This is a genomic window from Bacillus sp. FSL K6-3200, assembly GCF_038630485.1.
GTDB classification, from domain to species: Bacteria; Bacillota; Bacilli; order Bacillales; family Bacillaceae; genus Bacillus; species Bacillus safensis.
Genome location: NZ_CP152032.1, coordinates 843793 through 865251 on the forward strand (window position 1 = coordinate 843793; position 21459 = coordinate 865251).

Sequence of the window (21459 nt, forward strand, 5' to 3'; positions counted from 1 at the left end):
CCTGATCCTCCTATCACGTTTCTGTCAAATTTCATATAGTCTAACTTTACCATACAACGCCCATTTGCATATAACATCAACACATATAAAAAAGAAGCCTTCTCACGATGGAAAAGACTTCTTCTCTTCTTTCGGCTCACTTGCTGGCTCCATATGAACATGCGAGTGTAAAATATCATGCTCCTGCTTCATTCTGCGTTCAATTTCATCTGCAATATCATGGCTTTCTGCAATGTTCAAGTTAGGTTCGACCTCAACCACTACATCCACATGAACTGTACTTCCAAGATAACGCGCCTTAATATCCTTTAAATCGCCCACTCCTGGTGTTGCTTCAATGGTCTCTTTATATTTAGACATATCTTTTATATGAAAACCGTCTGTTAACGAATGAGAGGCATCTCTGAAAATCTCCCACGCAGTTTTACAAATAATTAAGCCAATGACAAACGCTGCAAGCGTATCAATCCATGCCAGCTGAAATTGAGAGGCTATGATTCCTACAAATGTTCCAATACTCACATACGCATCTGATTTATTATCAGCAGCTGCCGCATGAAGAGCCTGGCTATTGATCCGTTTGGACAGATTGCGGTTATAGATATACACACCGTACATCACAACAGCACTTCCTGCTGCCGTCCAGGCCGCGATCATATCCGGCGTTTGATGCTCAGATGAGAAGAGCGACTTGCCTGCACTCAGCAAAACCTGAAGCCCAACAAGCATCATGATAAAAGAAGCCACAAGAGACGCAATATTTTCCGCTCTAAAATGACCGTATGGATGATCTTCATCAGGCGGCTTTTGAGAAATACGCAGCCCAATCAACACAGCAAGGGATGCAATAATATCCGTCGTGTTATTCAATCCATCTGCCGAAAGGGCCTCTGAATGAAACACGTACCCAATAATGAGTTTGACCGCAGATAAGATCACATAGGCAATGATGCTGACCCAAGCACCTGTTTCACCTTGTCTTAATTCGTTATAGCGCTCCATGTCGCCGCGCCTCCTCACACATCACTTTTCTATTATTTATCTTACAAAGCAAAGCCCGTGTGGGTCTACAGCAACATGATTCGCTTATGTCAGCAAAATAGGATAAATAGAAATGTGTTGACCTAAGTAAACTTATTTTTATAAGGTCAAATGACCTCAAGACCTACTCCCATCAACCTTTTTCAATTCTCTTCGAAATGGACATATCGTCAAATCTCTCTCCTCAGGGGAATTATCAGAATAATTTTATTTTGAGACACAACTTCCCCACTTTCTTTTTTATGCTATTTTAAAAATAAACAGAGGGAAAAGAGGGAACATAATCTCTCAAATCCTTTCTACTTTTTAACATCATGTTAAGAGGTTTGAAATGTCAGTTTGATAACCTGTCCAATGCTGAATGACAATTCAGTGTGATAAAATTTAAAATATTCTAAAAACAAATTCTCTATTAAAGAGAAGTGTTTGGAGGTAAAGAAATGTCCAACATGACAAACGGTCTTCAAAAAAACCTTAAAACAAGACATATTTCGATGATCTCCATTGCTGGGGTCATTGGGGCAGGGCTATTTGTTGGTAGCGGCGCTGTCATTCATTCTGCAGGGCCTGGATCCATTCTTTCCTATTCTTTTGCCGGACTTCTGGTGATCTTTATTATGAGAATGCTTGGAGAAATGGCATGTGCCTATCCAACAAGCGGTTCTTTCTCACAATATGCGAGCGATGCTATCGGTCCATGGGCCGGTTTTACAATCGGCTGGCTTTACTGGTTCTTCTGGGTGATCGTCATCGCCATCGAAGCCATTGCCGGTGCTGCCATTATTCAATATTGGTATGGAGATGCACCTGTTTGGCTCACGAGTCTTATCCTCACAATCCTCTTAACATTAACAAATATCTTTTCTGTTAAATCTTTTGGCGAATTTGAATATTGGTTTTCATTGATTAAAGTCGTCAGCATTATTCTCTTTCTACTTATTGGTTTTGCATTTATCTTTGGTTTTGGCGGTCATCATACTTCAGGTCTTGCCAATCTAACAGGGAATGGCGGTTTCCTTCCAAATGGATTCAGCTCTGTATTACTCGGAATCGTCGTCGTCATCTTTTCCTTCATGGGAACGGAGATTGTGGCCATAGCGGCTGGTGAATCAGCAGACCCAGTTAAATCTGTGACGACAGCCACTCGCTCTGTTGTATGGCGTATTATCGTATTCTATGTCGGATCTATTGCTGTCGTTGTCACCTTGCTCCCGTGGAATTCCGCAAGTATTTTAACAAGCCCTTTCGTTGCGGTATTAGAATACATCGGTGTTCCATCAGCCGCTCAAGTCATGAACGTCATTGTCTTAACAGCTGTTCTATCATGTTTAAACTCCGGATTGTACACAACGTCCAGAATGCTTTATTCATTAGCAGAAAGAGGCGAAGCGCCGAAACGCTTTATGAAAATCAGCAAACGTGGTGTTCCTGTAGCGGCTACAGTCGCAGGTACCTTCTTTTCCTACATTGCCGTCATGATGAACTACTTTTATCCTGAAACCATCTTTTTGTTCTTAGTCAATGCATCTGGTGCCATTGCCCTTCTTGTCTACTTGGTCATTGCCGTTTCACAATTAAGAATGCGTCGTAAAATCGAAAAAGAAAATCCAGAGCAGCTTAAAATCAAAATGTGGCTGTTTCCATACCTCACGTACTTTACCATTTTGGTTATTTGTGCCATCTTGGCATCGATGCTGTTTATCGAATCAATGCGGCCACAGCTCATTTTGACGAGTATCATTACCTTTAGCGTGCTAGCTGCTTATTTCATCTTTAAACCGAATAAAAAAGTGCCTTCAAATGCGGCGCTTGAAAATAAACACCCGTAATTTCTCCCGCTGAAAAGCGGGTTTTTTTATTTTATTCACCTATTTTGATGTCCGCACTTATACTGTATCAAATTGTATTTAAGTGAGGATTAGTCAACATGAACCTAGAAAAATTTGTTGACGAGCTTCCAATTCCAGAAGTCGCGAAGCCCGTCAAAAAGAACCCAAGACAAACGTATTATGAAATTGCTATGGAGGAGGTATTCTTAAAAGTTCATAGAGACCTGCCCCCAACCAAGCTATGGACCTATAATGGCAGCTTGCCTGGTCCAACCATTAAAGCCAACCGAAATGAAAAGGTCAAAGTGAAATGGATGAACAAATTGCCATTGAAACATTTTCTGCCTGTCGATCACACCATTCACCATGGGCAACACGATGAACCAGAGGTCAAAACAGTCGTTCATCTGCATGGCGGCGTCACACCAGCAAGCAGTGACGGCTACCCAGAGGCCTGGTTTTCACGGGATTATGAAGCAACCGGGCCTTTTTTTGAAAGAGAGACTTACGTCTACCCAAATCATCAGCAAGCCTGTACATTGTGGTATCACGATCATGCAATGGCACTGACACGACTAAATGTGTATGCCGGCTTAGCTGGGTTTTATTTGATCTCAGATGCATTTGAAAAGTCCTTAGAGCTGCCGAAAGATGACTACGACATTCCTTTAATGATTATGGACCGGACATTTCAGGAGGATGGCTCACTGTTTTATCCTAGCAGACCAAACAACACGCCAGAGGACAGTGACATACCAGACCCATCCATCGTGCCCTTTTTTTGCGGAGAAACAATTTTAGTCAACGGAAAAGTATGGCCGTATTTAGAAGTAGAGCCGCGAAAATACCGTTTTCGTATTTTAAATGCGTCCAATACTAGAACTTACGAGCTGCATCTAGATAACGACGCCACAATCTTGCAAATTGGTTCCGATGGGGGCTTTTTGCCAAGACCCGTTCGCCATCAATCCTTTAGCATCGCACCTGCTGAACGTTTCGATGTCATCATCGACTTTTCAGCTTATGAAAACAAAACAATCACTCTCAAAAATACAGCCGGCTGCGGACAGGATGTGAATCCTGAAACAGATGCGAACATTATGCAATTCAAAGTCACGCGTCCACTAAAAGGGAGAGTACCTAAAACATTACGTCCGATTTTCAAACCGCTGCCACCGCTTCGGCCAAGTCAAGCTGATAGAGAGCGTACACTCACGCTTACCGGCACACAGGATAAATACGGCCGCCCTATCCTATTGCTCGATAACCAATTTTGGAATGACCCTGTCACGGAAAATCCTCGTCTTGGCAGTCTAGAGGTTTGGTCCATCGTCAATCCAACCAGGGGCACACACCCTATTCATTTGCACCTTGTTCAATTTAGGGTTTTAGACAGAAGGCCATTTGATACAGAAGTCTATCAATCGACAGGAGAAATCGTGTATACAGGACCAAACGAAGCGCCTCCTTTACATGAACAAGGCTACAAGGACACCATTCAGGCGCATGCAGGTGAAGTCATTCGGATTGTTGCTCGATTTGTTCCATACAGCGGCCGATATGTATGGCATTGTCATATTTTAGAACATGAAGATTATGACATGATGAGGCCGATGGATATCATTCAGTAAAAATGAAACCACTCTTCCGCTAAATGCGTAGAACTTGTATGAAAACGCTGATCACAAAGGGGCTAACAGACGATCAGTTCATTAGCCCTTTTATGATCCATTTCAAAATGGAAAAATAAATCGCATGAATCATTCCTTTAAGGAGCATTCCATACTTAAAAAGTTGACGCAGCAAACCGATAATACTACTATATACCCATTACATCTATCAAAAGGCACATATGCCATAATGAACGAACAAATGGAAAATTGCGATAAAAAACGGAGGAGTTCAATTTGAATGAAGAAAAAGAGACTTGCCAGGTCAAACAAGAAACAGCGGCAGGTAACAGAGAGAAGCTTTCAATTCATGAGAACGAGAGCATTCGGTCAAACATTGAACAACTAACCATTGAACTCAGTGAACAAAAAGAATTCAACCACTTCATATTAGATGAAAAACAAAAGGCCATCAGCACATTATCTTCCCTCATCACAAAAGGCAATTGTGATGAAGACTTAAAGACTCATTTTGAACAAGCATTACATATCGGACTTTCTGTCATAGAGATTATGGAGATTATTAAACACTGTACAAAGGTTGCTGGCTTCCCTCACTCCATTAATGCCCTGTTTATCTTTCAAAACTTATTAGATGAAAACAAATAAAACAGAGAAAACGAGATGTCATCAGTCCTCTCGTTTTTTTATGTTCATTCATATTACTCTTTTTCTTTTCCTCTGTCACATAAGCAAAATAAGAAAATAGCACTCGTATCACTGCTTAAAAACTGATTTTCCTTCTATAAATCCACCATTTCTCCAGCATTTCAAGTGACAAAATAAAAAAACGTCCAGTTATATAAATAACTGAACGTTTCCTTTATCGATTGACAGTGAAATTGTTAACGATTCCGCCATCCTTCTCCCAAGCGGCTTCCACTGTTTTCTTCTTCATATTGTATTCAAAAATCGTTCTTACCTTCGCCTTTCGTCCGGTGTCATCCTTTAATTCTTTTGCGTTCTTTGCAACACCTAAGAAATAAACAGACGACCCGTCCGTAGAAAATTGCGGCTGTGCAGCACTTAAAATATGAACATCCTGGCTGTTTTTAACGAGTGTCGTCGTTTTTCCTGTTTCTACATCAAGCAACTTAATCGAGGATATTTCTTTTTCTTTACGAACCTTTACTTCTGTATAAATCAATTTCTTATGATCTGGAGAAAATGAAATATCATTGATCGCTTGTGAGATACGTGCAATGCGTTTCCCCTTCTCACCTGTTTGAAGGGTGATCTTCATGGTTGTTGGTTCAGGATCTCTGCCCTTTTCATTTGCTTCATCGGTTTTTTGATAATCTTCTTTTAAAGAATAATGCTGGATTGCCAAATCATTTGAAGTCGGATCATATGCAAAAGAACTCACCGTATCATCCTTGCTTTTTTCCGGATACAGCTCCTTCATTTTGTGTGTTTTCAAATCAAAAGATGCGACAAAAAATTGCTCTCCAGAATCCTTATTATACCTTAGAAATAACTTCTTTCCGTCACCAGACAGTCTCATACTGTCGATGGAATCATCACTCGTAAACAGTGTTTTTTCTTCTTCAGATTTCACATTTAATTCCCGAATACTCACCTTTTGCGTGTCTTCATCCGTATACGTGTAATATAAAACCTGTTTCGTAGAATCATAAGCAATCGAAGGATATGCTGTCAGTTTCTCCGTATGAAGCGCCCGATCGTGCAAGTAATAAGTATTGTGTAACTTTTGATCTGTAAATGAAACGAGCAATTCGTCTTTTGCATCTTGGTTTGTTTTGACTTTCCCTGCATGTTTTGCCTCTTGCCCCGGCTTCATCATGAAGAAAATAACTGCCGCAATCACTGCGACGCCAATGACTGTGATGATCCACCATGTTGATTTTTTCATTGCCTTTCAGACCCTCTCTACAAGAAAAGAAGCCAGAAAATAAACTTTTCCCGCTTCTTTGCATGCCTATGTATTAATAAGTGTAATGCCCTTTTACGACACCTTTACTTGTTTTATACCCAAGTGCTTTGAATGCTTTTGGACTTACGTCTAGTACAGCATTTGGCATTCTGCCTACATCATATTTATATACTGTAATCACTTTATGTGGTTTCGCTTTTGTTGTCACTCTTAGTTTTGTACCTTTTTTCGGTACGTCAAAGCCCATTTTAGTTGCTGCATCCCAATGACCGAGTTTTTTTCCATCTGCGCCTTTTTTGCCGACACCATTATACCAAGTAATATTGCCGCTTACTTTTTTTGCACTTGCTCCATGTGAGAAACTGAATGCTAAAAATAAACTAGCTACTGTTACGATTGTCGTGATAAGCTTTTTATTCATTAAGAAATCCTCCGTTTTTGGTTTCTGCACTCATTATACATGAAGATGAACCCAGTTATTTTACAGACACATTACAATTCAAATACAAGTTGACCACTTTATGACCGATTAAGTTCATAAATACTACCAAAAACAGTCAGAACATTGTAAGCAGCCCCCCTCCTTCATTTTATATAATGAAAGTGAATCAAATTTAAGGAGGAATTTTCATGAAAAAGTGGTTCATCGTTTTGAGTGTAAGTTTAACCTTCGTTTTGATGTTTTCAAGTCTTCCTGCCTCAGCGGCTAGTCCTCGTCACGGCGCCATTGTGACACAAACAGATGAAGCCAAATGGTCAGGTATCTCTGCTGATATTGTCCTGCCGAAAACAGCCACCATTAAAAACGGCTATGCGGACTGGTATCTCGGTCTCGGCTCTGCCGTTGTAGAGAGCGGTATTTCAAAAACGTCTTCCGGCTATAAGGTCTTTCTTGGCAGCGGTTCACAAGGCGGCAGTCAATACTGGAACAGTGAATATGATCAGAGCATAAAGGATGGCGATCGTGTCAACTTAAAGCTCATCAACAATGGTGATGGCACGGTGTCACTGTATGTCAATGGGAAACTGCGCTATAAGCAGCCTGTTTACAACCCTAGCCGTTTGAAAAACCTTGATGTTGTCAAAATGGTACACGGCGTGCAGGATAATGGAACAAACAGCTATTCACAAGCGAGCTTTTCGAATGTACAGCTTCGTGCAAATACATCAGGAAGTGTCTATAAAAATTGGGATGGGTCAATCAAATCATCGCTTTCACGTAAAAATTTAGAATCTGGTGCCGCAGCTCCTAAATTCACCGTCATTTCTTCTATCCCATTAAGTACAAGCCTTTCAGCACAATAAGAAATAAAGCACCCGATAGAGGGTGCTTTTTATTGTTCACAGCTTATCAACACTTCTCTTTTAATCAAAACAAAGATTCGTGGTAACATAAACATACAACATTCGACGAAAAAAGGAGAACGAACGTGAAAAAAAGTCTACTTGTTTTCATGAGCCTAGTTGCAAGTCTCTCCATTCTAGCAGCTTGCTCAAATACAACAAAAGAACAAAAACCAGAATCTAAGGCACTTCCAACGATTAATGAACGCATTCAAAAAGAAACAAAAGAAGTAATGGAGCAATCTAAACTCATCGAAGACACTGACATCACCGTGGATCAAAAGAAAAAAATCATTTCTTTAAACGTAACGGCTACCTCTGATACCAATAGTGATTACGCTGAAGTCATCGGTTTAAACTTTGCCAAAACGCTGGCCATTGGAGCATCAACTGAAAAAGAAAACAATCTTCATAAACCGGAAAATGACAGCCTCGGCGCCCTCTATTCCTTTTATGACCTAAACATCACCGTGAAACAAGAAAACGGCAAAGTGCTCGCAAAGGGAACGAAAAAAACAAATGAAACAAAAATCACTTGGGAAAGAGCCTAATAACTGGACAAGAAAATCCTTTATGGATTTTCTTCTTTTTTTTAACAAAACTATTAACTTTATGAAAAGAATGCCGATTAGTAAGATTGTGTTGGTTCTTAAGTACCAATAATTCTTATTTACATATCGGAGGAAAGTATTATGAAAAGAACGACAGAATTTGTTTTAGGTTTAATTGGAGGTATTTTCGGATTTTTCGGCGCAATGTTCGCTCTTGCTTTCGGAGGAATCGATGCGGCATTTAGTGATTCAGGCACAAGTGAAATTACAGGGTTAGGCTGGGCAGCAATGCTTTTCTCTATTCTTGCCATTGTCGCATCTGTCATCGTAAAGAAAAAAGCAAAGCTTGGTGGAATTTTATTATTGGTATCTGCTGTGGGTGGCATTATTTCTATTTCTATGTTCTTCATCCTACCAGCTGTATTAATCATCATTGCAGGCTGCATGGGCGTGTTTAGAAAAGAGCCTGTCGTCAATAACACAACTGCATAATAAGAGATTAAAGCTTGTAGAGATTGCTCTACAAGCCTTTTCTCTCTACTATTTTTAATTCATATTGAATGGAATTAACTAACTCTATTATGTTTTCATCTGTCCAAAGATCCAACATAAATAATATATCATTCACCATGTGTGACAAATCTTTCTTGCTCATCAATTCTTCTTTGTAAGCAGGGACAACAAAGAAATAGAGTAGATCAGCCAATTCAAGAACGACACGTACATCTTTTTCATCCATGATGGCTTTATGCAAAGTATGAATCAGCCATTTGAGGTCTTCATAATTTTCAATAGGAACATACATCAATTGGTGTATTTCATCGGTATCCCTCCCCCTTAGAATCCTCTCAGCAGATTCCTTTGAAAGAGCCCCAACTGTATTTGAAGATATATTCAGAAACAAGAATTCATGTTGATCCTCTCTATTAACCGTCTTGATTGACGAACCATCCATCTCAATCACTCCCAATCCCTTATAATAATTCTATTATAAGGAAATTCAACTTCGATTTAAGTCACAAGAAGTGGATTTTATGTAATTTTAAGCTAACCGGTTTATAAAAAAACACTCCAAAACAATTATTTCTATTTTTATCATTTTTTGTTGATTTACAAGTACTTTTATCCTATTATAATAGTCATGGTCAATGTATAAGCACATGACGCTTATATAAATTAAACAAAAGGGGATTTTCATTTTGAAGAAATTCTATGCTTTATTTTTAGCTTTAGGGCTAACATTTACACTGGCTGCTTGCGGCTCAACAGAAGATGTGTCTACAGGTGCATCTAAAGAAAAAGAGTCTACAAGCACAAAAACACAATCAAAAAACAAAAAAGACAATGGTTCAAAGAAAATAAATGCGAGCAAACACAAAACAACTGCTCAAGGAATGAAAGTAAACCTTGGCGAAATTAAAATTATGAAGGATAGAATCAATGTTGGAATGAATATCGAAAATACGACAGATAAAGTTCTAAACTTCTATCCAGATCAAGGTAAAGTTGTAGCTGGAAGCATGCAATTAGATGCGAATATGTTTATGACTGATGGTGATATCGGTGGCGAAGTTGAAGGTGGCGTTAAACAAGATGGTGTTATTCAATTTTTAGCTCCTGAAGGCATAGAGATCAACATTAAAAACATCAAAGAATTAAAGCTGAAATTTGGAAATGTCACAACTGACGATTACATGAATAGTAAAGACGTGACATTCACAGTTAAAGTAAAATAAACTTTCACTAATGCCCTTGAATGATGAGGGCTTTTTTTATCAACACTTAAAAAACACTTTCCTAGAAGAAAGTGTTTTTGTTTATAAGTAACGTTTCATTCAATTTATTACGCCATAAGGATAACTAATCTTTCGAGAAGTCTCTTAAATGGAACTCTTTTTCATCGCCTCAGCCATTTCCACTTCCCCCTCTTCTTCCAGCTGTTCAATGATGCGGGCATAATCCCTTTCGTGGCGATTTTGGCTTAATTTAAAAGCAGCCTGAACTTCATCTATAATGATTTTGAAGCCTACAATGCCTTTCATTTGCTTCTCTAACAGTTCCTCAGACAACGTATCCCATAACACCGGCTGTTCTCTGCGGCCTTCGTATGTCTCCAGCATCGAGGTTAATTCCTTGACCAGTTCCGTTTTTTCAAGCAGTTCCGCCTTTCCATAAACATGAACAGCCTGATAATTCCATGTAGGTACTGCTTCTTTTTCATACCATGAAGAAGATATGTATGCATGCGGCCCTTGAAAGATGATGAGCACCTTCTCTTTCTCTTCAAACGTTTTCCACTGAGGATTTCCAATCGCCATATGCCCTGAGATCACATACGAATCGTCAACTTGATGAAAACTCACCGGAATATGTGTCGCAATGGGCTTTTCATTCGTTGTGGTCACAACTGTAGCAAATGAATGAGATTGAATAAATGATTTGATTTTCTTCATATCTTTCACTCGAAAAAATGATGGGATATGCATGTATTCTTCCCTCTTTTCTTAAAAGCTAATTCTAAAAACATGAAGCATCTCTTTTTTCTAGTAGCTCTTTTAAAGAAAGTGAAAAAAATCAATAACAAATAAACATCAAGCACAAGTATTTGGAAGACTACCTGATCATTAATAATTAGGCAACCGAGAAAAAAATTCAAAACGAAAATAAAAAACCACGTTCCTAAGAGGATAGGAGCATGGTATATATTTAAATAGGTTGAATTTCATTAATCTCTAAAAATTCAATTAAATCTTTAGGGAAGAGTTCCTCCTTGAAATTTTCCATATTATTTATAGTATCCCAAATTCCAAAACTATTTTTATCATTCTTATCATAACCAATCACATTTTCCAACCTCGGTACATTAAAATGTATTTGTTTAGATTTTGACTCTTTTATTAGTCTCCAATTTGTTGTAATCATTGCTTTTTTTGTTACTGTTTTTAAATCCTCACCTTTTGAGTTATAAGCTATAATCCTTTCAATGCCATTGTTATAAAAATCACTGTCTTTATACTCTTCTTCTGTACTAAAATTAAGTTCACTAACAAAGTCCTCTTCAAAATCAAAATCATTAATAACAAAGTAGTCTATACCTAAGTGCTTACATAATTTGATTAGTACCAAAGCTGTAATTTTCCCATGATGAGGGATAACAGCTATGTTTCTAAAGTTTAAATAAGAATTAGAGAATTTTTCATCATTTGTTTTTTCTAGCACTTTCTTACGTATAATCTCTTTGTAGACCATCATATCATTTGGGCCTTCAACAAGCAGAACTTTCCTACTAAAAATTATCTTATTTAAATTTGGTTCAATAATTTTAATATAGTTGTTGTAATCCCTTATTTTTTCGACTATATTATCATCTTTAATATCAGTAACTTCAATTTCTGATAAAAAATCTGTCTTTGGTCTATTATATTTAACCTCTGTTTGCTTCTTTATCTCGTCATACTCTAATCGAATTATATTTTTGGTGTCAAAGATGTCTATCATTTTATCTGAATGTGTAGTATAAATAACCTGATGATTATTTTCTGCAAGTCCACATAACACAACCTTATAAAAATATTCCTGATGATTTTCATGTAAAAAACTTTCCGGCTCTTCAAATAAAAATAGGCACTCGTCTTCAGTATTCGTTTCTGCAATTGCTTGTATAACTGCCATTACAAACATTGAAATATAACCATCACCAAAATGTTCAATAGGAATCAAATTTTCAGTATCCCCATTTAATCCTATCTTAAATACCATTTCTAAAAAAATATCTTCATATTCTGGTAAACCAAATTCTATATTACAATTATTATTTCTAAGGTTTTTCGAATAATTCAGTTGAATTTTTTTTATGAAATCATTTAATAACGATTGTTTGAGTATATTTTCTGTAGAGCTTTTTACTTCTTCTTTAAAGTTATCTTTTTTTTTCTGCATTTCTTTATCTGTATCCACAATACTTTTAATGTGTTTTGCAAGAAATGAAGTAAGGTTCCCCCAACTAGTTTTTTTAGTTGAAATCTCTTTCTTTATCTCGTGGAAATTTATATAAAAAATTTTAAAATATTTGGATGCTCCATACGCACCCCAATTTTTATCGTTTCTTTCTCTATCTTTAAAAGATTCAATTTTAGCATTTTCTATAACTTCCCCATCCAAATTTATTTCAAGAAAATGATAACCTGATAAATCAGCAAATTTTCCATCTGCCTTTAATTCTGAACTACTCTCAATACCCGTCATTATATAGGGAATGTTGGCCAAATCTCTATTATGAAAATCATCACGAGTAAATGTATTTTTATTTATATACCTTTCTGTAATCCCATATAAAATAGCATTGAGCAGATTAGTTTTACCGGCATTATTGTATCCAACAATTGCAATTGGCTTCTTGTTATCCTTTTTTGGAAAAACGATTGTTTCCTCTTTACCAAATGATCGATAATTTTTAACTTGTATTCCGTTTATTCTAATACTACTCACAAAATTCCTCCCTAAATAGTTTATTCTGAAGAATCAATTCATATAGCTGGTTAGGATTAAATAACTGCTCTATTCCTGTAATCGAAAATTCCAAAAATAAACAGATGCTTCTATAAAAATAATACCAACTCTAACAGCTCATCACAAGACATTAACAATTTTCTATGTATGTATCAGATAAATAGTGATATTCATACATAAATTCATAATTCTCTACTTATTGATTATATTATAAATTCAAATAATATTTTTAATAAAGACCTTTATAAAGGTACTTTATCAGTGTTATCACCAATAAAAAGATTGTATTTGTAATAAAAGTGTTCTAAACCTTAATTTATTCTCACTGTACCATACGCACAGAAGCAAATTTTTGTTTCTTTCTCTTTTGGATTGTTTCAAGGAAATATGTTTACCTCGATGATTATTGCCAATCGAATTCATTTTAAATGACCAATTAAAAAAAGACATAACAAAAACCCCTATATTTCAAGGGGTTTTCGAGGGTGTTACATCATTCCGCCCATTCCACCCATGCCGCCCATATCTGGCATTCCGCCGCCTGAGCCGCCTTCTTCTGGTTTGTCAGCAACGACTGCTTCAGTTGTTAGAAGCATTGCTGCTACAGAAGCTGCGTTTTGAAGTGCAGAGCGAGTTACTTTTGTTGGGTCAACGATTCCTTTTTCGATCATGTTTACCCATTCGTTTGTTGCTGCGTTGAAGCCTACGCCAATTTCTTCGTTTTTCAAGCGCTCAACGATAACGGATCCTTCAAGACCTGCGTTGTGAGCGATTTGACGAATTGGCTCTTCAAGAGAACGTAGAACGATGTTCACACCTGTTTGAACGTCACCATCAGCTTCGATTGAAGCGACTTTGTTGTATACATTCACAAGTGCTGTACCACCACCAGATACGATACCTTCTTCAACTGCTGCACGAGTTGAGTTCAGTGCATCCTCGATGCGTAGTTTACGCTCTTTTAGTTCTGTTTCAGTTGCAGCACCAACTTTGATGACAGCGACGCCGCCAGCTAGTTTTGCAAGACGTTCTTGTAATTTTTCTTTATCGAATTCAGAAGTTGTTTCTTCTACTTGTGCACGGATTTGGTTCACACGTGCTGAGATTTGAGCAGAATCTCCTGAGCCCTCTACGATTGTTGTGTTTTCTTTTGTCACAACGACTTTAGAAGCGCGGCCAAGCTGACCGATTTCAGTTGATTTCAGGTCAAGTCCTAAGTCTTCTGTGATTAATTCTCCGCCAGTTAGAACAGAGATGTCTTCAAGCATTGCTTTACGACGATCACCGAATCCAGGTGCTTTTACTGCTACTGCGTTGAATGTACCACGAAGTTTGTTTACAACAAGAGTTGCAAGTGCTTCGCCTTCTACATCTTCAGCAATAAGCAATAATGGTTTTCCTTGTTGTACAACTTGCTCAAGTACAGGAAGGATTTCTTGAATGTTTGTGATTTTTTTATCAGTGATTAAGATGTAAGGATTTTCAAGAACTGCTTCCATCTTATCAGAATCCGTCACCATGTATGGTGAAGCATATCCGCGGTCAAATTGCATACCTTCAACCACTTCAAGCTCAGTTGTGAATCCTTTAGATTCTTCAATTGTGATGACACCGTCGTTACCTACACGTTCCATCGCTTCAGCGATTAGGCTGCCGACTTCCTCGTCTGCTGCAGAAATAGCCGCAACTTGAGCAATTGATTCTTTACCTTCGATTGGTTTAGAAATCTCGTGCAAGCCTTCAAGTGCTACTTTCACTGCTTCTTCGATCCCTTTACGAACGCCAACAGGGTTTGCACCAGCTGTTACGTTTTTCAGACCTTCACGGATCATCGCTTGAGCTAGAACTGTTGCAGTCGTTGTACCGTCACCAGCTACGTCGTTTGTTTTGCTTGCAACTTCAGCTACAAGTTTTGCACCCATGTTTTCAAATGCATCTTCTAATTCGATTTCTTTTGCAATCGTTACACCATCATTTGTGATAAGTGGAGAACCGAATTTTTTCTCAAGAACCACGTTACGTCCTTTAGGTCCTAAAGTTACTTTTACAGCATCTGCAAGTGCATCTACACCACGTAACATTGCGCGACGTGCTTCTTCACTGAACTTAATATCTTTTGCCATAATAACGAAACCTCCTCAGTCTTTTTAAAAATTTATCTCAATGTTTTTTATGTGATTAACCAATAACAGCTAAAATGTCGCTCTCACGAAGGATTAAATATTCTTTGCCTTCATATTTCACTTCAGTGCCTGCATATTTTGAGAAGATAATGCGGTCGCCTGTGCTTACTTCTAACGCAACGCGCTCACCACTTTCAAGTACACGCCCTGAACCTGCTGCAACAATTTTACCTTCTTGCGGTTTTTCTTTTGCAGAATCCGGTAACACAATACCGCTAGCGGTTTTTTCCTCAGATTCAACGAGTTCAATGATTACGCGATCGCCTAATGGCTTTAACATAAGAAACAACCTCCTCAATTTTTATATGTAGTCTTTTTTAGCACTCATCACCAGTGAGTGCTAACACATTTATTATAATAAAGAATGTCTTCTGCAATTTCAAGTGAAAACCTTTAAAAATTTTTACGCTTTCAAGATCTTTTTTGATCTCAGATTCTTTCCTTTTCATCGAAAAAGAAGACTTGTGTTACAATAAATCTAGTTCTTTTAGTAAAGGGGTTTTCGTTACTTGAAAAAACAATATTGGTACATCATCTTAACGTATATATTGGTGCAGGTTTCTGCGTTTCCGTATTTGTTCATCATGAAGTGGTTAGGTTACATTCAGACACCGATGACACAAGCAGAGCTCTCTAAATTGTCAGGAACATGGACAATCATTAGTTTCTGTGTCGGATTAATTATTATTCTGCTCATTCTTCGGACTGTACCAACAGCTTCACTTCGAAATGAAGAACCGGCTTCAGTCGGCGCGGCAATCGCTTGGATCATTGGGGGGTTCTTTCTTTCCCTCTTAGCACAATCAATTGCAGGAGCGATTGAACAATATGCATTTGGCATTGGACGAGAATCTGAAAATACCCAAAACATTTTATCCATTATGGATGCAGTTCCATGGCTTGTGATCGTCATCGCCCTGATTGGACCGATCTTAGAGGAAATCATTTTTCGAAAAATCATCTTTGGTGTGGTTTATGAAAAAACGAATTTTTTCATTGGAGCACTTGTCAGTTCAGTGGTTTTCGCTGCTGTACACTATGATTTTCCCCATATCTTGCTCTATACCGCAATGGGCTTTACCTTTGCCTTTTTATATGCGAAAACAAAACGAATCATTGTTCCAATCGGCGCTCATATGCTGATGAACTCGCTCGTCATTCTTGTGCAGATTGAGCCTGTAAGAAAAATGATTGAAGAACAATCTCAAACCATGCAAATGATTATTGGAGGCTTTTTCTCATGAGAAACCCAGTCGTATGGGGCATCATTTATTTTGCCGTAGGTGTGGCTTTCACCTATATGGCCATTCAAAACCCAGGTGACATGTGGTCATTTTACAGCATTTTGCTGATGGTGTTTGCGGCCTATAATATCAATATCGCGCTTAAAATGTTTGCCTTCTCTGTCAAACTCAAAAAACAGCAGCAAAAATAAATCAAAAACCATTTTCCGCGGTTGGAAAATGGTTTTTTTATGGAGGATGTATCTTCATGGAACATGAAAAACTTCGTATCTTCAATGATCAGCATGAAATGATTGGAGCTGCCGCTCGTTCAGATGTCCACACCCAAGGTCTTTGGCATGAAACATTTCATTTCTGGCTTCTTAAAAAGGAACATGGCACCGTGCACCTTTATTTTCAGCTAAGAAGTCCCGCAAAAAAGGATTTCCCTTCTCTTTTTGATATCACAGCAGCAGGCCACCTTCTTGCAGATGAACAGCCTTCTGATGGCTTAAGAGAGGTAAAAGAAGAGCTTGGTCTTTCTATCCCTTTTGAGGACCTCACCTTTGCAGGTGTCATACAGGATGAAATCCATATGCCTTCGTTCATCGACCGTGAATTCTGCCATGTGTACCTTTATATGAATCAAGAAGAGCACATGGAAGTTCATCTACAGAAAGAAGAAGTCGCTGGTCTGTACAGAGCAAAGCTGCTTAATGCACAGCAGCTTTTAACAGGAGCATGCGAAAAAATTCGAATCGATGGCTTTAAAGTTGATGCAAACGGAGAACGACATGAGGAAAGTTTTGAAGTAGGTGTTCATGATTTTGTCCCGCATGAGCCCGCCTATTATGAGCACCTCTTTCATGCGATCAATCAATTTCTTTCACAATAGAAAAAGCATCGTGATCCCTCATTGGATCATGATGCCTTTTTATGAGACATAATGACTTTCTTTCTCCTCTGTTTGCTGCATTTTGCGGTAAGTCACTCTTGAAATGATAATGCTCACTTCGTATAAAACGAGCATTGGCAAGGTGACCATGAGGTGAGAAACAAGCTCTGGCGGTGTAATGAGTGCGGCAATGACAAGGAGGACAAAATAGGCATACTTCCGTATTTTTGATAAAAACATCGGTGTGATGATGCCAAGTCTTGTAAGAAACATCAACACAACGGGCATCTGAAACAAAAAGCCAAATGGAAGTGTTAACTGCATCAGAAATGTAAAATACTCATGAATCCCAATGACTTGCTCTACATTTAAATCATTCGACATCCGTATCATAAAATCAACGACAAACGGAAACAAAATAAAATAAGAGAAAGCGACACCGCTCAAAAATAACAGCAGTGCAATCGGAATATAAGCAAGTGTCACCTTTCTTTCTTTATCATATAAGCCAGGGCTCACAAACGCCCATAGCTGATATAAAATAACGGGACACGTCAAAACCAAAGCAATGACAAATGCGAACTGCATAAACACGTACAGAGGATCTGTAAGCTTAAATGCGTTCAGCGTGAGTGTTGCCGCTTCATCGGTATTTTGTAAATACACAATGACCGGCTTAGCGAGAAAAAAACCAGCCACCATAAAGGTGACAAAAAACATCGCAATGACCACTAAACGTTTTCGCAGTTCCACAATATGCTCCATAAGCGGCATATCTTTGACATTCATGAAGCTCATCCTATTCTACTGATCTTCTTTTTTCTTTTTTTCTTCCTGATCATCAGCTAAGCCTTTTGTGGCATTTTTGAATTCACGTAATGTATCTCCTGCTGCTCTTCCTAATTCAGGAAGCTTTTTCGGCCCAAAAATAATGAGCGCTACAATCGCAATCAGAATCAAACTCCCAGGACCGATCGGACCCATTTGCTCCACCCCCTTTACCCCTTTTCGTCAATCCTCCTGCGTAACAGAATAATGCTTTAAGAAATACACAAGAGATTGAAGTTCAACCGCCAAATCTATATGATGAATTCGAATGTGTTCCGGCACATTCAATCGAGCCGGCGTAAAGTTAAGGATTCCTTTGATGCCAAGGGCAATCAAACGATCTGTAATGGATTGAGCTGCTACAGCAGGTACTGTCAAAATCGCAACAGGGATATCTCCTACCTCTTGAACATGCTCTTCAAGCTTATCCAAATCATAGACAGGCACACCGCCTATCTCACTTCCTATTTTACTCTCATTGACGTCAAAAGCCATTGAAATTTTTGTATTATTATTTTTTATGAAATTATAGTGTAAAAAAGCAGTTCCTAAATTCCCGACACCGATGAGCATGACATTGGTCATTTCATCTTGGTCAAGGGTCTTTCTGAAGAAGGTCAAGAGATAATCGACATTATAGCCATACCCTTTCTTCCCAAGTGCACCAAAGTACGAAAAATCTCGGCGAATGGTGGCAGAATCCACTTTGACTGCATCACTAAGCTCTGCCGATGACACCCTTTGTTTTCCTGATGCATGCAGATTTTTTAAAAAACGGTAATATAGCGGCAAACGTTTGGCTGTCGCTTGTGGAATTTTTGACTGATCTATATTCATATAAGGTCCTCCAACTTAAATATCAGATGCTCTGTGAAAATCACCATTTTTCCCGCCTGTCTTTTCAATTAGATAGGTAGGACCGATGATCATGCCTTTATCAATCGCTTTGCACATGTCGTAAACGGTCAGTGCACATACTGAAGCAGAAGTGAGCGCTTCCATCTCCACACCCGTACTTCCTTTTGTTTTTACCTGTACTTGTATGTTCAGGATGTGCGCATTTCCGGCTTCCTCCCAATTAAAGGAGATATCCACGCCTTTTAGTGCAAGCGGATGACACATTGGAATGATGGTAGATGTTTGCTTTGCTGCCATGATGCCAGCAACCTGTGCGACAGACAGCACATCCCCTTTTCCAATTTCACGCTGTTGTATTTTATGAAACACTTCTTTTATCATACGAACACTTGAAACAGCTACGGCGGTTCTCACTGTAGACGATTTGTCACTAATGTCGACCATCTTTGCTCTTCCCTGTTCGTTAAAGTGGCTAAATTGACTCATCTTTCAACGCTCCCTCACTCAAATGATACACTATTTTTTCCTATCTGTCTTTCATTTGAATATGGCGATTGTATGTAACATTTGCCGGTTTACTGCTGATAAGCTACACTTAACATATTATAGCAGAGGTGAAGTTACATGATGATTCTACAAGTGAATCAGCTGTCCAAATCGTTTGGCGCTGATACCGTTTTAACGAATATAAAATTGGAAGTCAAAGCAAGGGATCGAATTGCCATTGTAGGTCGAAACGGCGCAGGCAAATCCACGCTTTTGAAAATCATTGCCGGTCAAATGTCTTACGAGCAAGGTGAGATCATCAAACCAAAAGACCTATCGATCGGCTATTTAGCACAGCATACCGATGTGACGTCTACACGTACGTTAAAAGACGAATTATTATCGGTTTTTGATCATTTAAAAGAGATGGAACAAGAGATGAGAACCATTGAGGAGAAAATGGCTTCCTCCACAGGTTCTGAGCTGGATGCCCTTATGAAAACCTATGATAGGCTTCAGCAGGAATTTAAAGATCAAGGCGGCTATCAATATGAAGCAGATGTCCGCTCCATTCTTCATGGACTCGGCTTTAGTCATTTTGAAGATGAGACAACCGTCCAATCCTTAAGCGGCGGCCAGAAAACCCGTCTAGCGCTTGGAAAGCTCTTGTTAATGAAACCAGAACTCTTAATTCTGGATGAGCCGACAAACCATTTAGATATTGATACCTTATCATGGCTGGAGCAGTATTTGCAAAATTATACAGGCGCTATTCTTATCGTGTCCCATGACCGCTATTTCTTAGACAAAGTCGTAAACCACGTCTATGAAGTCTCAAGAACTTCAATGAAAAAGTTTGCAGGGAACTATAGTAAGTATCTAGAGCTGAAAGCAGAGCAGCTCGAGCGTGATATGAAACTCTACGAAAAGCAGCAAGAAGAGATCTCAAAGCTTCAGGATTTCGTGGATCGCAACCTGGCAAGAGCTTCAACCACAAAGCGCGCTCAAAGCAGACGCAAGCAGCTCGAACGGATGGATCGTTTAGATAAGCCTTTAGGAGACGAAAAATCCGCAAACTTTCATTTTGATATTACGAGACAAAGCGGCAATGATGTGCTGAAAGTGCATGATCTCGATATTAGTTATGATGAAAAGACACCGCTCCTATCCTCTCTTTCTTTTCAGATTAAACGCGAGGATAGTGTGGCACTCATTGGTCCTAACGGGATCGGGAAATCAACCCTTTTAAAAACGTTAACGAACACATTAACACCCGTAAAAGGCGATATCACTTTTGGATCTCATGTCACGATTGGCTACTATGACCAAGAGCAAGCTAAACTGACATCTTCGAAAAAAGTGCTAAATGAACTTTGGGATGACTATCCTCATATGAATGAAAAAGAAATTCGGACATGTTTAGGAAACTTCCTCTTTTCCGGTGATGACGTTCTAAAGCCTGTCCATGCATTAAGCGGTGGAGAAAAAGCACGCCTTGCACTGGCAAAGCTGATGCTCCAAAAAGCCAATTTTCTTATTCTCGATGAGCCGACAAACCATCTGGACTTAGATAGTAAGGAAATTTTAGAGAATGCACTGATTGATTATCCAGGAACCATCTTATTTGTTTCGCATGATCGTTATTTTATCAATCGTCTCGCTACGAAAGTATTCGAGCTGTCACCTACAGAAACAAGAGAATATCTCGGTGACTATGATTACTACCTTGAAAAGAAAAATGAACAACTTGAGCTGGAAGCACTTCAAGAAAATGAACCTGTTAAAAAACAATCTGCCCAGCCAGCAGAAAAGGCAAAGCTTTCTTATGCGGAAGAAAAAGAACTGAAAAAGAAAGAAAGACAAAAGCAGCGCAGAATCGAAGAAATTGAAGAACGCATTGCTGTCGTCGAAGACAAACTTGGTGAAAATGAAGAGCTGCTATGTGATCCTGATATTTTTCAAGATCACGAGAAGGTCCAAGCCATTCAAACAGAAAATGATACGCTCAATCAAGAGCTGGAATCACTTTTTGCAGAGTGGGAAGAGCTGTCAGAATCTTAAAGAGTGCCCTAAAGGGTACTCTTTTTTCTTTCAATGAAAATTTATTATCCACAACGATACCCACAATAACTTCTTGATTATTCTTAA

23 protein-coding genes are annotated in these 21459 nt (G+C 38.6%); 11 read left to right on the plus strand and 12 right to left on the minus strand.

The annotated features are described in order from the left end of the window. Positions 1 to 102: 102 nt before the first annotated feature. Positions 103 to 1002 (minus strand): cation diffusion facilitator family transporter, encoded by a 900-nt coding sequence (locus MHI60_RS04330; RefSeq protein WP_059376152.1) that lies wholly within the window; start codon positions 1000 to 1002, stop codon positions 103 to 105. Between the two features lie 479 nt (positions 1003 to 1481). Between MHI60_RS04330 and gabP the strand changes: the two genes are divergently transcribed. From gabP to MHI60_RS04345, 3 genes are all read left to right on the plus strand, one after another. Next, positions 1482 to 2870 carry a GABA permease gene (gene gabP, locus MHI60_RS04335; RefSeq protein WP_048240037.1) on the plus strand — a complete coding sequence of 463 codons (1389 nt, stop codon included), beginning with the start codon at positions 1482 to 1484 and terminating at the stop codon, positions 2868 to 2870. Between the two features lie 98 nt (positions 2871 to 2968). After that, positions 2969 to 4501: a multicopper oxidase domain-containing protein gene (locus MHI60_RS04340; protein WP_144485862.1), complete on the plus strand. Its 1533-nt coding sequence runs from the start codon at positions 2969 to 2971 to the stop codon at positions 4499 to 4501. Between the two features lie 276 nt (positions 4502 to 4777). Beyond that, positions 4778 to 5149, plus strand: coding sequence for a carboxymuconolactone decarboxylase family protein (locus tag MHI60_RS04345; RefSeq protein ID WP_095407866.1), 372 nt, complete (start codon positions 4778 to 4780; stop codon positions 5147 to 5149). 214 nt (positions 5150 to 5363) lie between these two features. On the opposite strand, the gene MHI60_RS04350 is transcribed toward MHI60_RS04345, so the two are convergent. Both MHI60_RS04350 and MHI60_RS04355 read right to left on the minus strand, forming a co-directional pair. Beyond that, positions 5364 to 6413: a hypothetical protein gene (locus MHI60_RS04350; RefSeq protein ID WP_144485864.1), complete on the minus strand. Its 1050-nt coding sequence runs from the start codon at positions 6411 to 6413 to the stop codon at positions 5364 to 5366. Between the two features lie 73 nt (positions 6414 to 6486). Continuing rightward, positions 6487 to 6855 carry an RlpA-like double-psi beta-barrel domain-containing protein gene (locus MHI60_RS04355; RefSeq protein ID WP_024424478.1) on the minus strand — a complete coding sequence of 123 codons (369 nt, stop codon included), beginning with the start codon at positions 6853 to 6855 and terminating at the stop codon, positions 6487 to 6489. Between the two features lie 209 nt (positions 6856 to 7064). On the opposite strand from MHI60_RS04355, the gene MHI60_RS04360 reads away from it, so the two are divergent. From MHI60_RS04360 to MHI60_RS04370, 3 genes are all read left to right on the plus strand, one after another. Continuing rightward, complete coding sequence (locus MHI60_RS04360) at positions 7065 to 7739, plus strand: hypothetical protein (RefSeq protein WP_144485866.1); 675 nt, start codon at positions 7065 to 7067, stop codon at positions 7737 to 7739. A 125-nt stretch (positions 7740 to 7864) separates the two neighbouring features. Then, on the plus strand, positions 7865 to 8329 hold the full coding sequence (locus tag MHI60_RS04365) for a hypothetical protein (RefSeq protein ID WP_144485868.1): 465 nt from the start codon (positions 7865 to 7867) through the stop codon (positions 8327 to 8329). Positions 8330 to 8470: 141 nt separating this feature from the next. Continuing rightward, positions 8471 to 8821 (plus strand): DUF4064 domain-containing protein, encoded by a 351-nt coding sequence (locus tag MHI60_RS04370; RefSeq protein ID WP_024424475.1) that lies wholly within the window; start codon positions 8471 to 8473, stop codon positions 8819 to 8821. Positions 8822 to 8849: 28 nt separating this feature from the next. Here MHI60_RS04370 and MHI60_RS04375 read toward each other — a convergent pair whose 3' ends face one another. Continuing rightward, positions 8850 to 9284: a hypothetical protein gene (locus MHI60_RS04375; protein WP_095407862.1), complete on the minus strand. Its 435-nt coding sequence runs from the start codon at positions 9282 to 9284 to the stop codon at positions 8850 to 8852. Between the two features lie 244 nt (positions 9285 to 9528). Here MHI60_RS04375 and MHI60_RS04380 point away from each other — a divergent pair, with 244 nt between their 5' ends. Then, the gene (locus MHI60_RS04380; RefSeq protein WP_144485870.1) at positions 9529 to 10065 is read left to right on the plus strand and encodes a hypothetical protein; all 537 of its coding nucleotides are present in this window, start codon (positions 9529 to 9531) and stop codon (positions 10063 to 10065) included. Between the two features lie 144 nt (positions 10066 to 10209). Here the strand turns inward: MHI60_RS04380 and MHI60_RS04385 are convergent, their stop codons facing one another. The 4 genes from MHI60_RS04385 to groES form a co-directional block, all read right to left on the minus strand. Continuing rightward, positions 10210 to 10815, minus strand: coding sequence for an FMN-binding negative transcriptional regulator (locus MHI60_RS04385; RefSeq protein WP_144485872.1), 606 nt, complete (start codon positions 10813 to 10815; stop codon positions 10210 to 10212). 220 nt (positions 10816 to 11035) lie between these two features. Next, positions 11036 to 12817 (minus strand): AAA family ATPase, encoded by a 1782-nt coding sequence (locus MHI60_RS04390; RefSeq protein WP_144485874.1) that lies wholly within the window; start codon positions 12815 to 12817, stop codon positions 11036 to 11038. Between the two features lie 509 nt (positions 12818 to 13326). Continuing rightward, positions 13327 to 14961 (minus strand): chaperonin GroEL, encoded by a 1635-nt coding sequence (gene groL, locus MHI60_RS04395; protein ID WP_041108751.1) that lies wholly within the window; start codon positions 14959 to 14961, stop codon positions 13327 to 13329. A gap of 55 nt (positions 14962 to 15016) precedes the next feature. After that, positions 15017 to 15301, minus strand: a complete 285-nt coding sequence (groES, locus tag MHI60_RS04400; protein ID WP_024426730.1) for a co-chaperone GroES — start codon at positions 15299 to 15301, stop codon at positions 15017 to 15019. A 229-nt stretch (positions 15302 to 15530) separates the two neighbouring features. Here groES and MHI60_RS04405 point away from each other — a divergent pair, with 229 nt between their 5' ends. From MHI60_RS04405 to MHI60_RS04415, 3 genes are read left to right on the plus strand one after another with little or no spacing between them, the layout of a single operon-like run. Then, the gene (locus MHI60_RS04405; RefSeq protein ID WP_144485876.1) at positions 15531 to 16265 is read left to right on the plus strand and encodes a CPBP family intramembrane glutamic endopeptidase; all 735 of its coding nucleotides are present in this window, start codon (positions 15531 to 15533) and stop codon (positions 16263 to 16265) included. Next, positions 16262 to 16456 (plus strand): YdiK family protein, encoded by a 195-nt coding sequence (locus MHI60_RS04410; RefSeq protein WP_003213897.1) that lies wholly within the window; start codon positions 16262 to 16264, stop codon positions 16454 to 16456. Before MHI60_RS04405 ends, MHI60_RS04410 begins: the two co-directional genes overlap by 4 nt. Positions 16457 to 16512: 56 nt before the next feature. Next, positions 16513 to 17139: an NUDIX domain-containing protein gene (locus MHI60_RS04415; RefSeq protein ID WP_144485878.1), complete on the plus strand. Its 627-nt coding sequence runs from the start codon at positions 16513 to 16515 to the stop codon at positions 17137 to 17139. A 39-nt stretch (positions 17140 to 17178) separates the two neighbouring features. Here the strand turns inward: MHI60_RS04415 and tatC are convergent, their stop codons facing one another. Genes tatC through moaC form a run of 4 tightly spaced genes read right to left on the minus strand, consistent with a single transcriptional unit; the run spans position 17179 to position 19311 of the window. Continuing rightward, on the minus strand, positions 17179 to 17937 hold the full coding sequence (gene tatC / locus MHI60_RS04420) for a twin-arginine translocase subunit TatC (protein ID WP_095407858.1): 759 nt from the start codon (positions 17935 to 17937) through the stop codon (positions 17179 to 17181). Positions 17938 to 17943: 6 nt separating this feature from the next. Next, complete coding sequence (locus MHI60_RS04425; protein ID WP_008355689.1) at positions 17944 to 18123, minus strand: twin-arginine translocase TatA/TatE family subunit; 180 nt, start codon at positions 18121 to 18123, stop codon at positions 17944 to 17946. A 27-nt stretch (positions 18124 to 18150) separates the two neighbouring features. Further along, entirely contained in the window at positions 18151 to 18804 is a 654-nt protein-coding gene (locus MHI60_RS04430; RefSeq protein ID WP_008355687.1) for a redox-sensing transcriptional repressor Rex, read from the minus strand. Positions 18805 to 18819: 15 nt separating this feature from the next. After that, positions 18820 to 19311, minus strand: coding sequence for a cyclic pyranopterin monophosphate synthase MoaC (gene moaC, locus MHI60_RS04435; RefSeq protein WP_144485880.1), 492 nt, complete (start codon positions 19309 to 19311; stop codon positions 18820 to 18822). 138 nt (positions 19312 to 19449) lie between these two features. On the opposite strand from moaC, the gene MHI60_RS04440 reads away from it, so the two are divergent. Continuing rightward, the gene (locus tag MHI60_RS04440; protein ID WP_144485882.1) at positions 19450 to 21372 is read left to right on the plus strand and encodes an ABC-F family ATP-binding cassette domain-containing protein; all 1923 of its coding nucleotides are present in this window, start codon (positions 19450 to 19452) and stop codon (positions 21370 to 21372) included. The last annotated feature ends 87 nt before the right edge of the window (positions 21373 to 21459 follow it).

Excerpts from the sequence above, each read along its gene's own strand:
- MHI60_RS04330 (WP_059376152.1), bottom strand. The coding sequence starts at position 1,002 with ATGGAGCGCTATAACGAATTAAGACAAGGTGAAACAGGTGCTTGGGTC.
- gabP (WP_048240037.1), top strand. The coding sequence starts at position 1,482 with ATGTCCAACATGACAAACGGTCTTCAAAAAAACCTTAAAACAAGACAT.
- MHI60_RS04340 (WP_144485862.1), top strand. The coding sequence starts at position 2,969 with ATGAACCTAGAAAAATTTGTTGACGAGCTTCCAATTCCAGAAGTCGCG.
- MHI60_RS04350 (WP_144485864.1), bottom strand. The coding sequence starts at position 6,413 with ATGAAAAAATCAACATGGTGGATCATCACAGTCATTGGCGTCGCAGTG.
- MHI60_RS04355 (WP_024424478.1), bottom strand. The coding sequence starts at position 6,855 with ATGAATAAAAAGCTTATCACGACAATCGTAACAGTAGCTAGTTTATTT.
- MHI60_RS04360 (WP_144485866.1), top strand. The coding sequence starts at position 7,065 with ATGAAAAAGTGGTTCATCGTTTTGAGTGTAAGTTTAACCTTCGTTTTG.
- MHI60_RS04370 (WP_024424475.1), top strand. The coding sequence starts at position 8,471 with ATGAAAAGAACGACAGAATTTGTTTTAGGTTTAATTGGAGGTATTTTC.
- MHI60_RS04375 (WP_095407862.1), bottom strand. The coding sequence starts at position 9,284 with ATGGATGGTTCGTCAATCAAGACGGTTAATAGAGAGGATCAACATGAA.
- MHI60_RS04385 (WP_144485872.1), bottom strand. The coding sequence starts at position 10,815 with ATGCATATCCCATCATTTTTTCGAGTGAAAGATATGAAGAAAATCAAA.
- groL (WP_041108751.1), bottom strand. The coding sequence starts at position 14,961 with ATGGCAAAAGATATTAAGTTCAGTGAAGAAGCACGTCGCGCAATGTTA.
- groES (WP_024426730.1), bottom strand. The coding sequence starts at position 15,301 with ATGTTAAAGCCATTAGGCGATCGCGTAATCATTGAACTCGTTGAATCT.
- MHI60_RS04410 (WP_003213897.1), top strand. The coding sequence starts at position 16,262 with ATGAGAAACCCAGTCGTATGGGGCATCATTTATTTTGCCGTAGGTGTG.
- MHI60_RS04415 (WP_144485878.1), top strand. The coding sequence starts at position 16,513 with ATGGAACATGAAAAACTTCGTATCTTCAATGATCAGCATGAAATGATT.
- tatC (WP_095407858.1), bottom strand. The coding sequence starts at position 17,937 with ATGAGCTTCATGAATGTCAAAGATATGCCGCTTATGGAGCATATTGTG.
- MHI60_RS04425 (WP_008355689.1), bottom strand. The coding sequence starts at position 18,123 with ATGGGTCCGATCGGTCCTGGGAGTTTGATTCTGATTGCGATTGTAGCG.
- MHI60_RS04430 (WP_008355687.1), bottom strand. The coding sequence starts at position 18,804 with ATGAATATAGATCAGTCAAAAATTCCACAAGCGACAGCCAAACGTTTG.
- moaC (WP_144485880.1), bottom strand. The coding sequence starts at position 19,311 with ATGAGTCAATTTAGCCACTTTAACGAACAGGGAAGAGCAAAGATGGTC.
- MHI60_RS04440 (WP_144485882.1), top strand. The coding sequence starts at position 19,450 with ATGATGATTCTACAAGTGAATCAGCTGTCCAAATCGTTTGGCGCTGAT.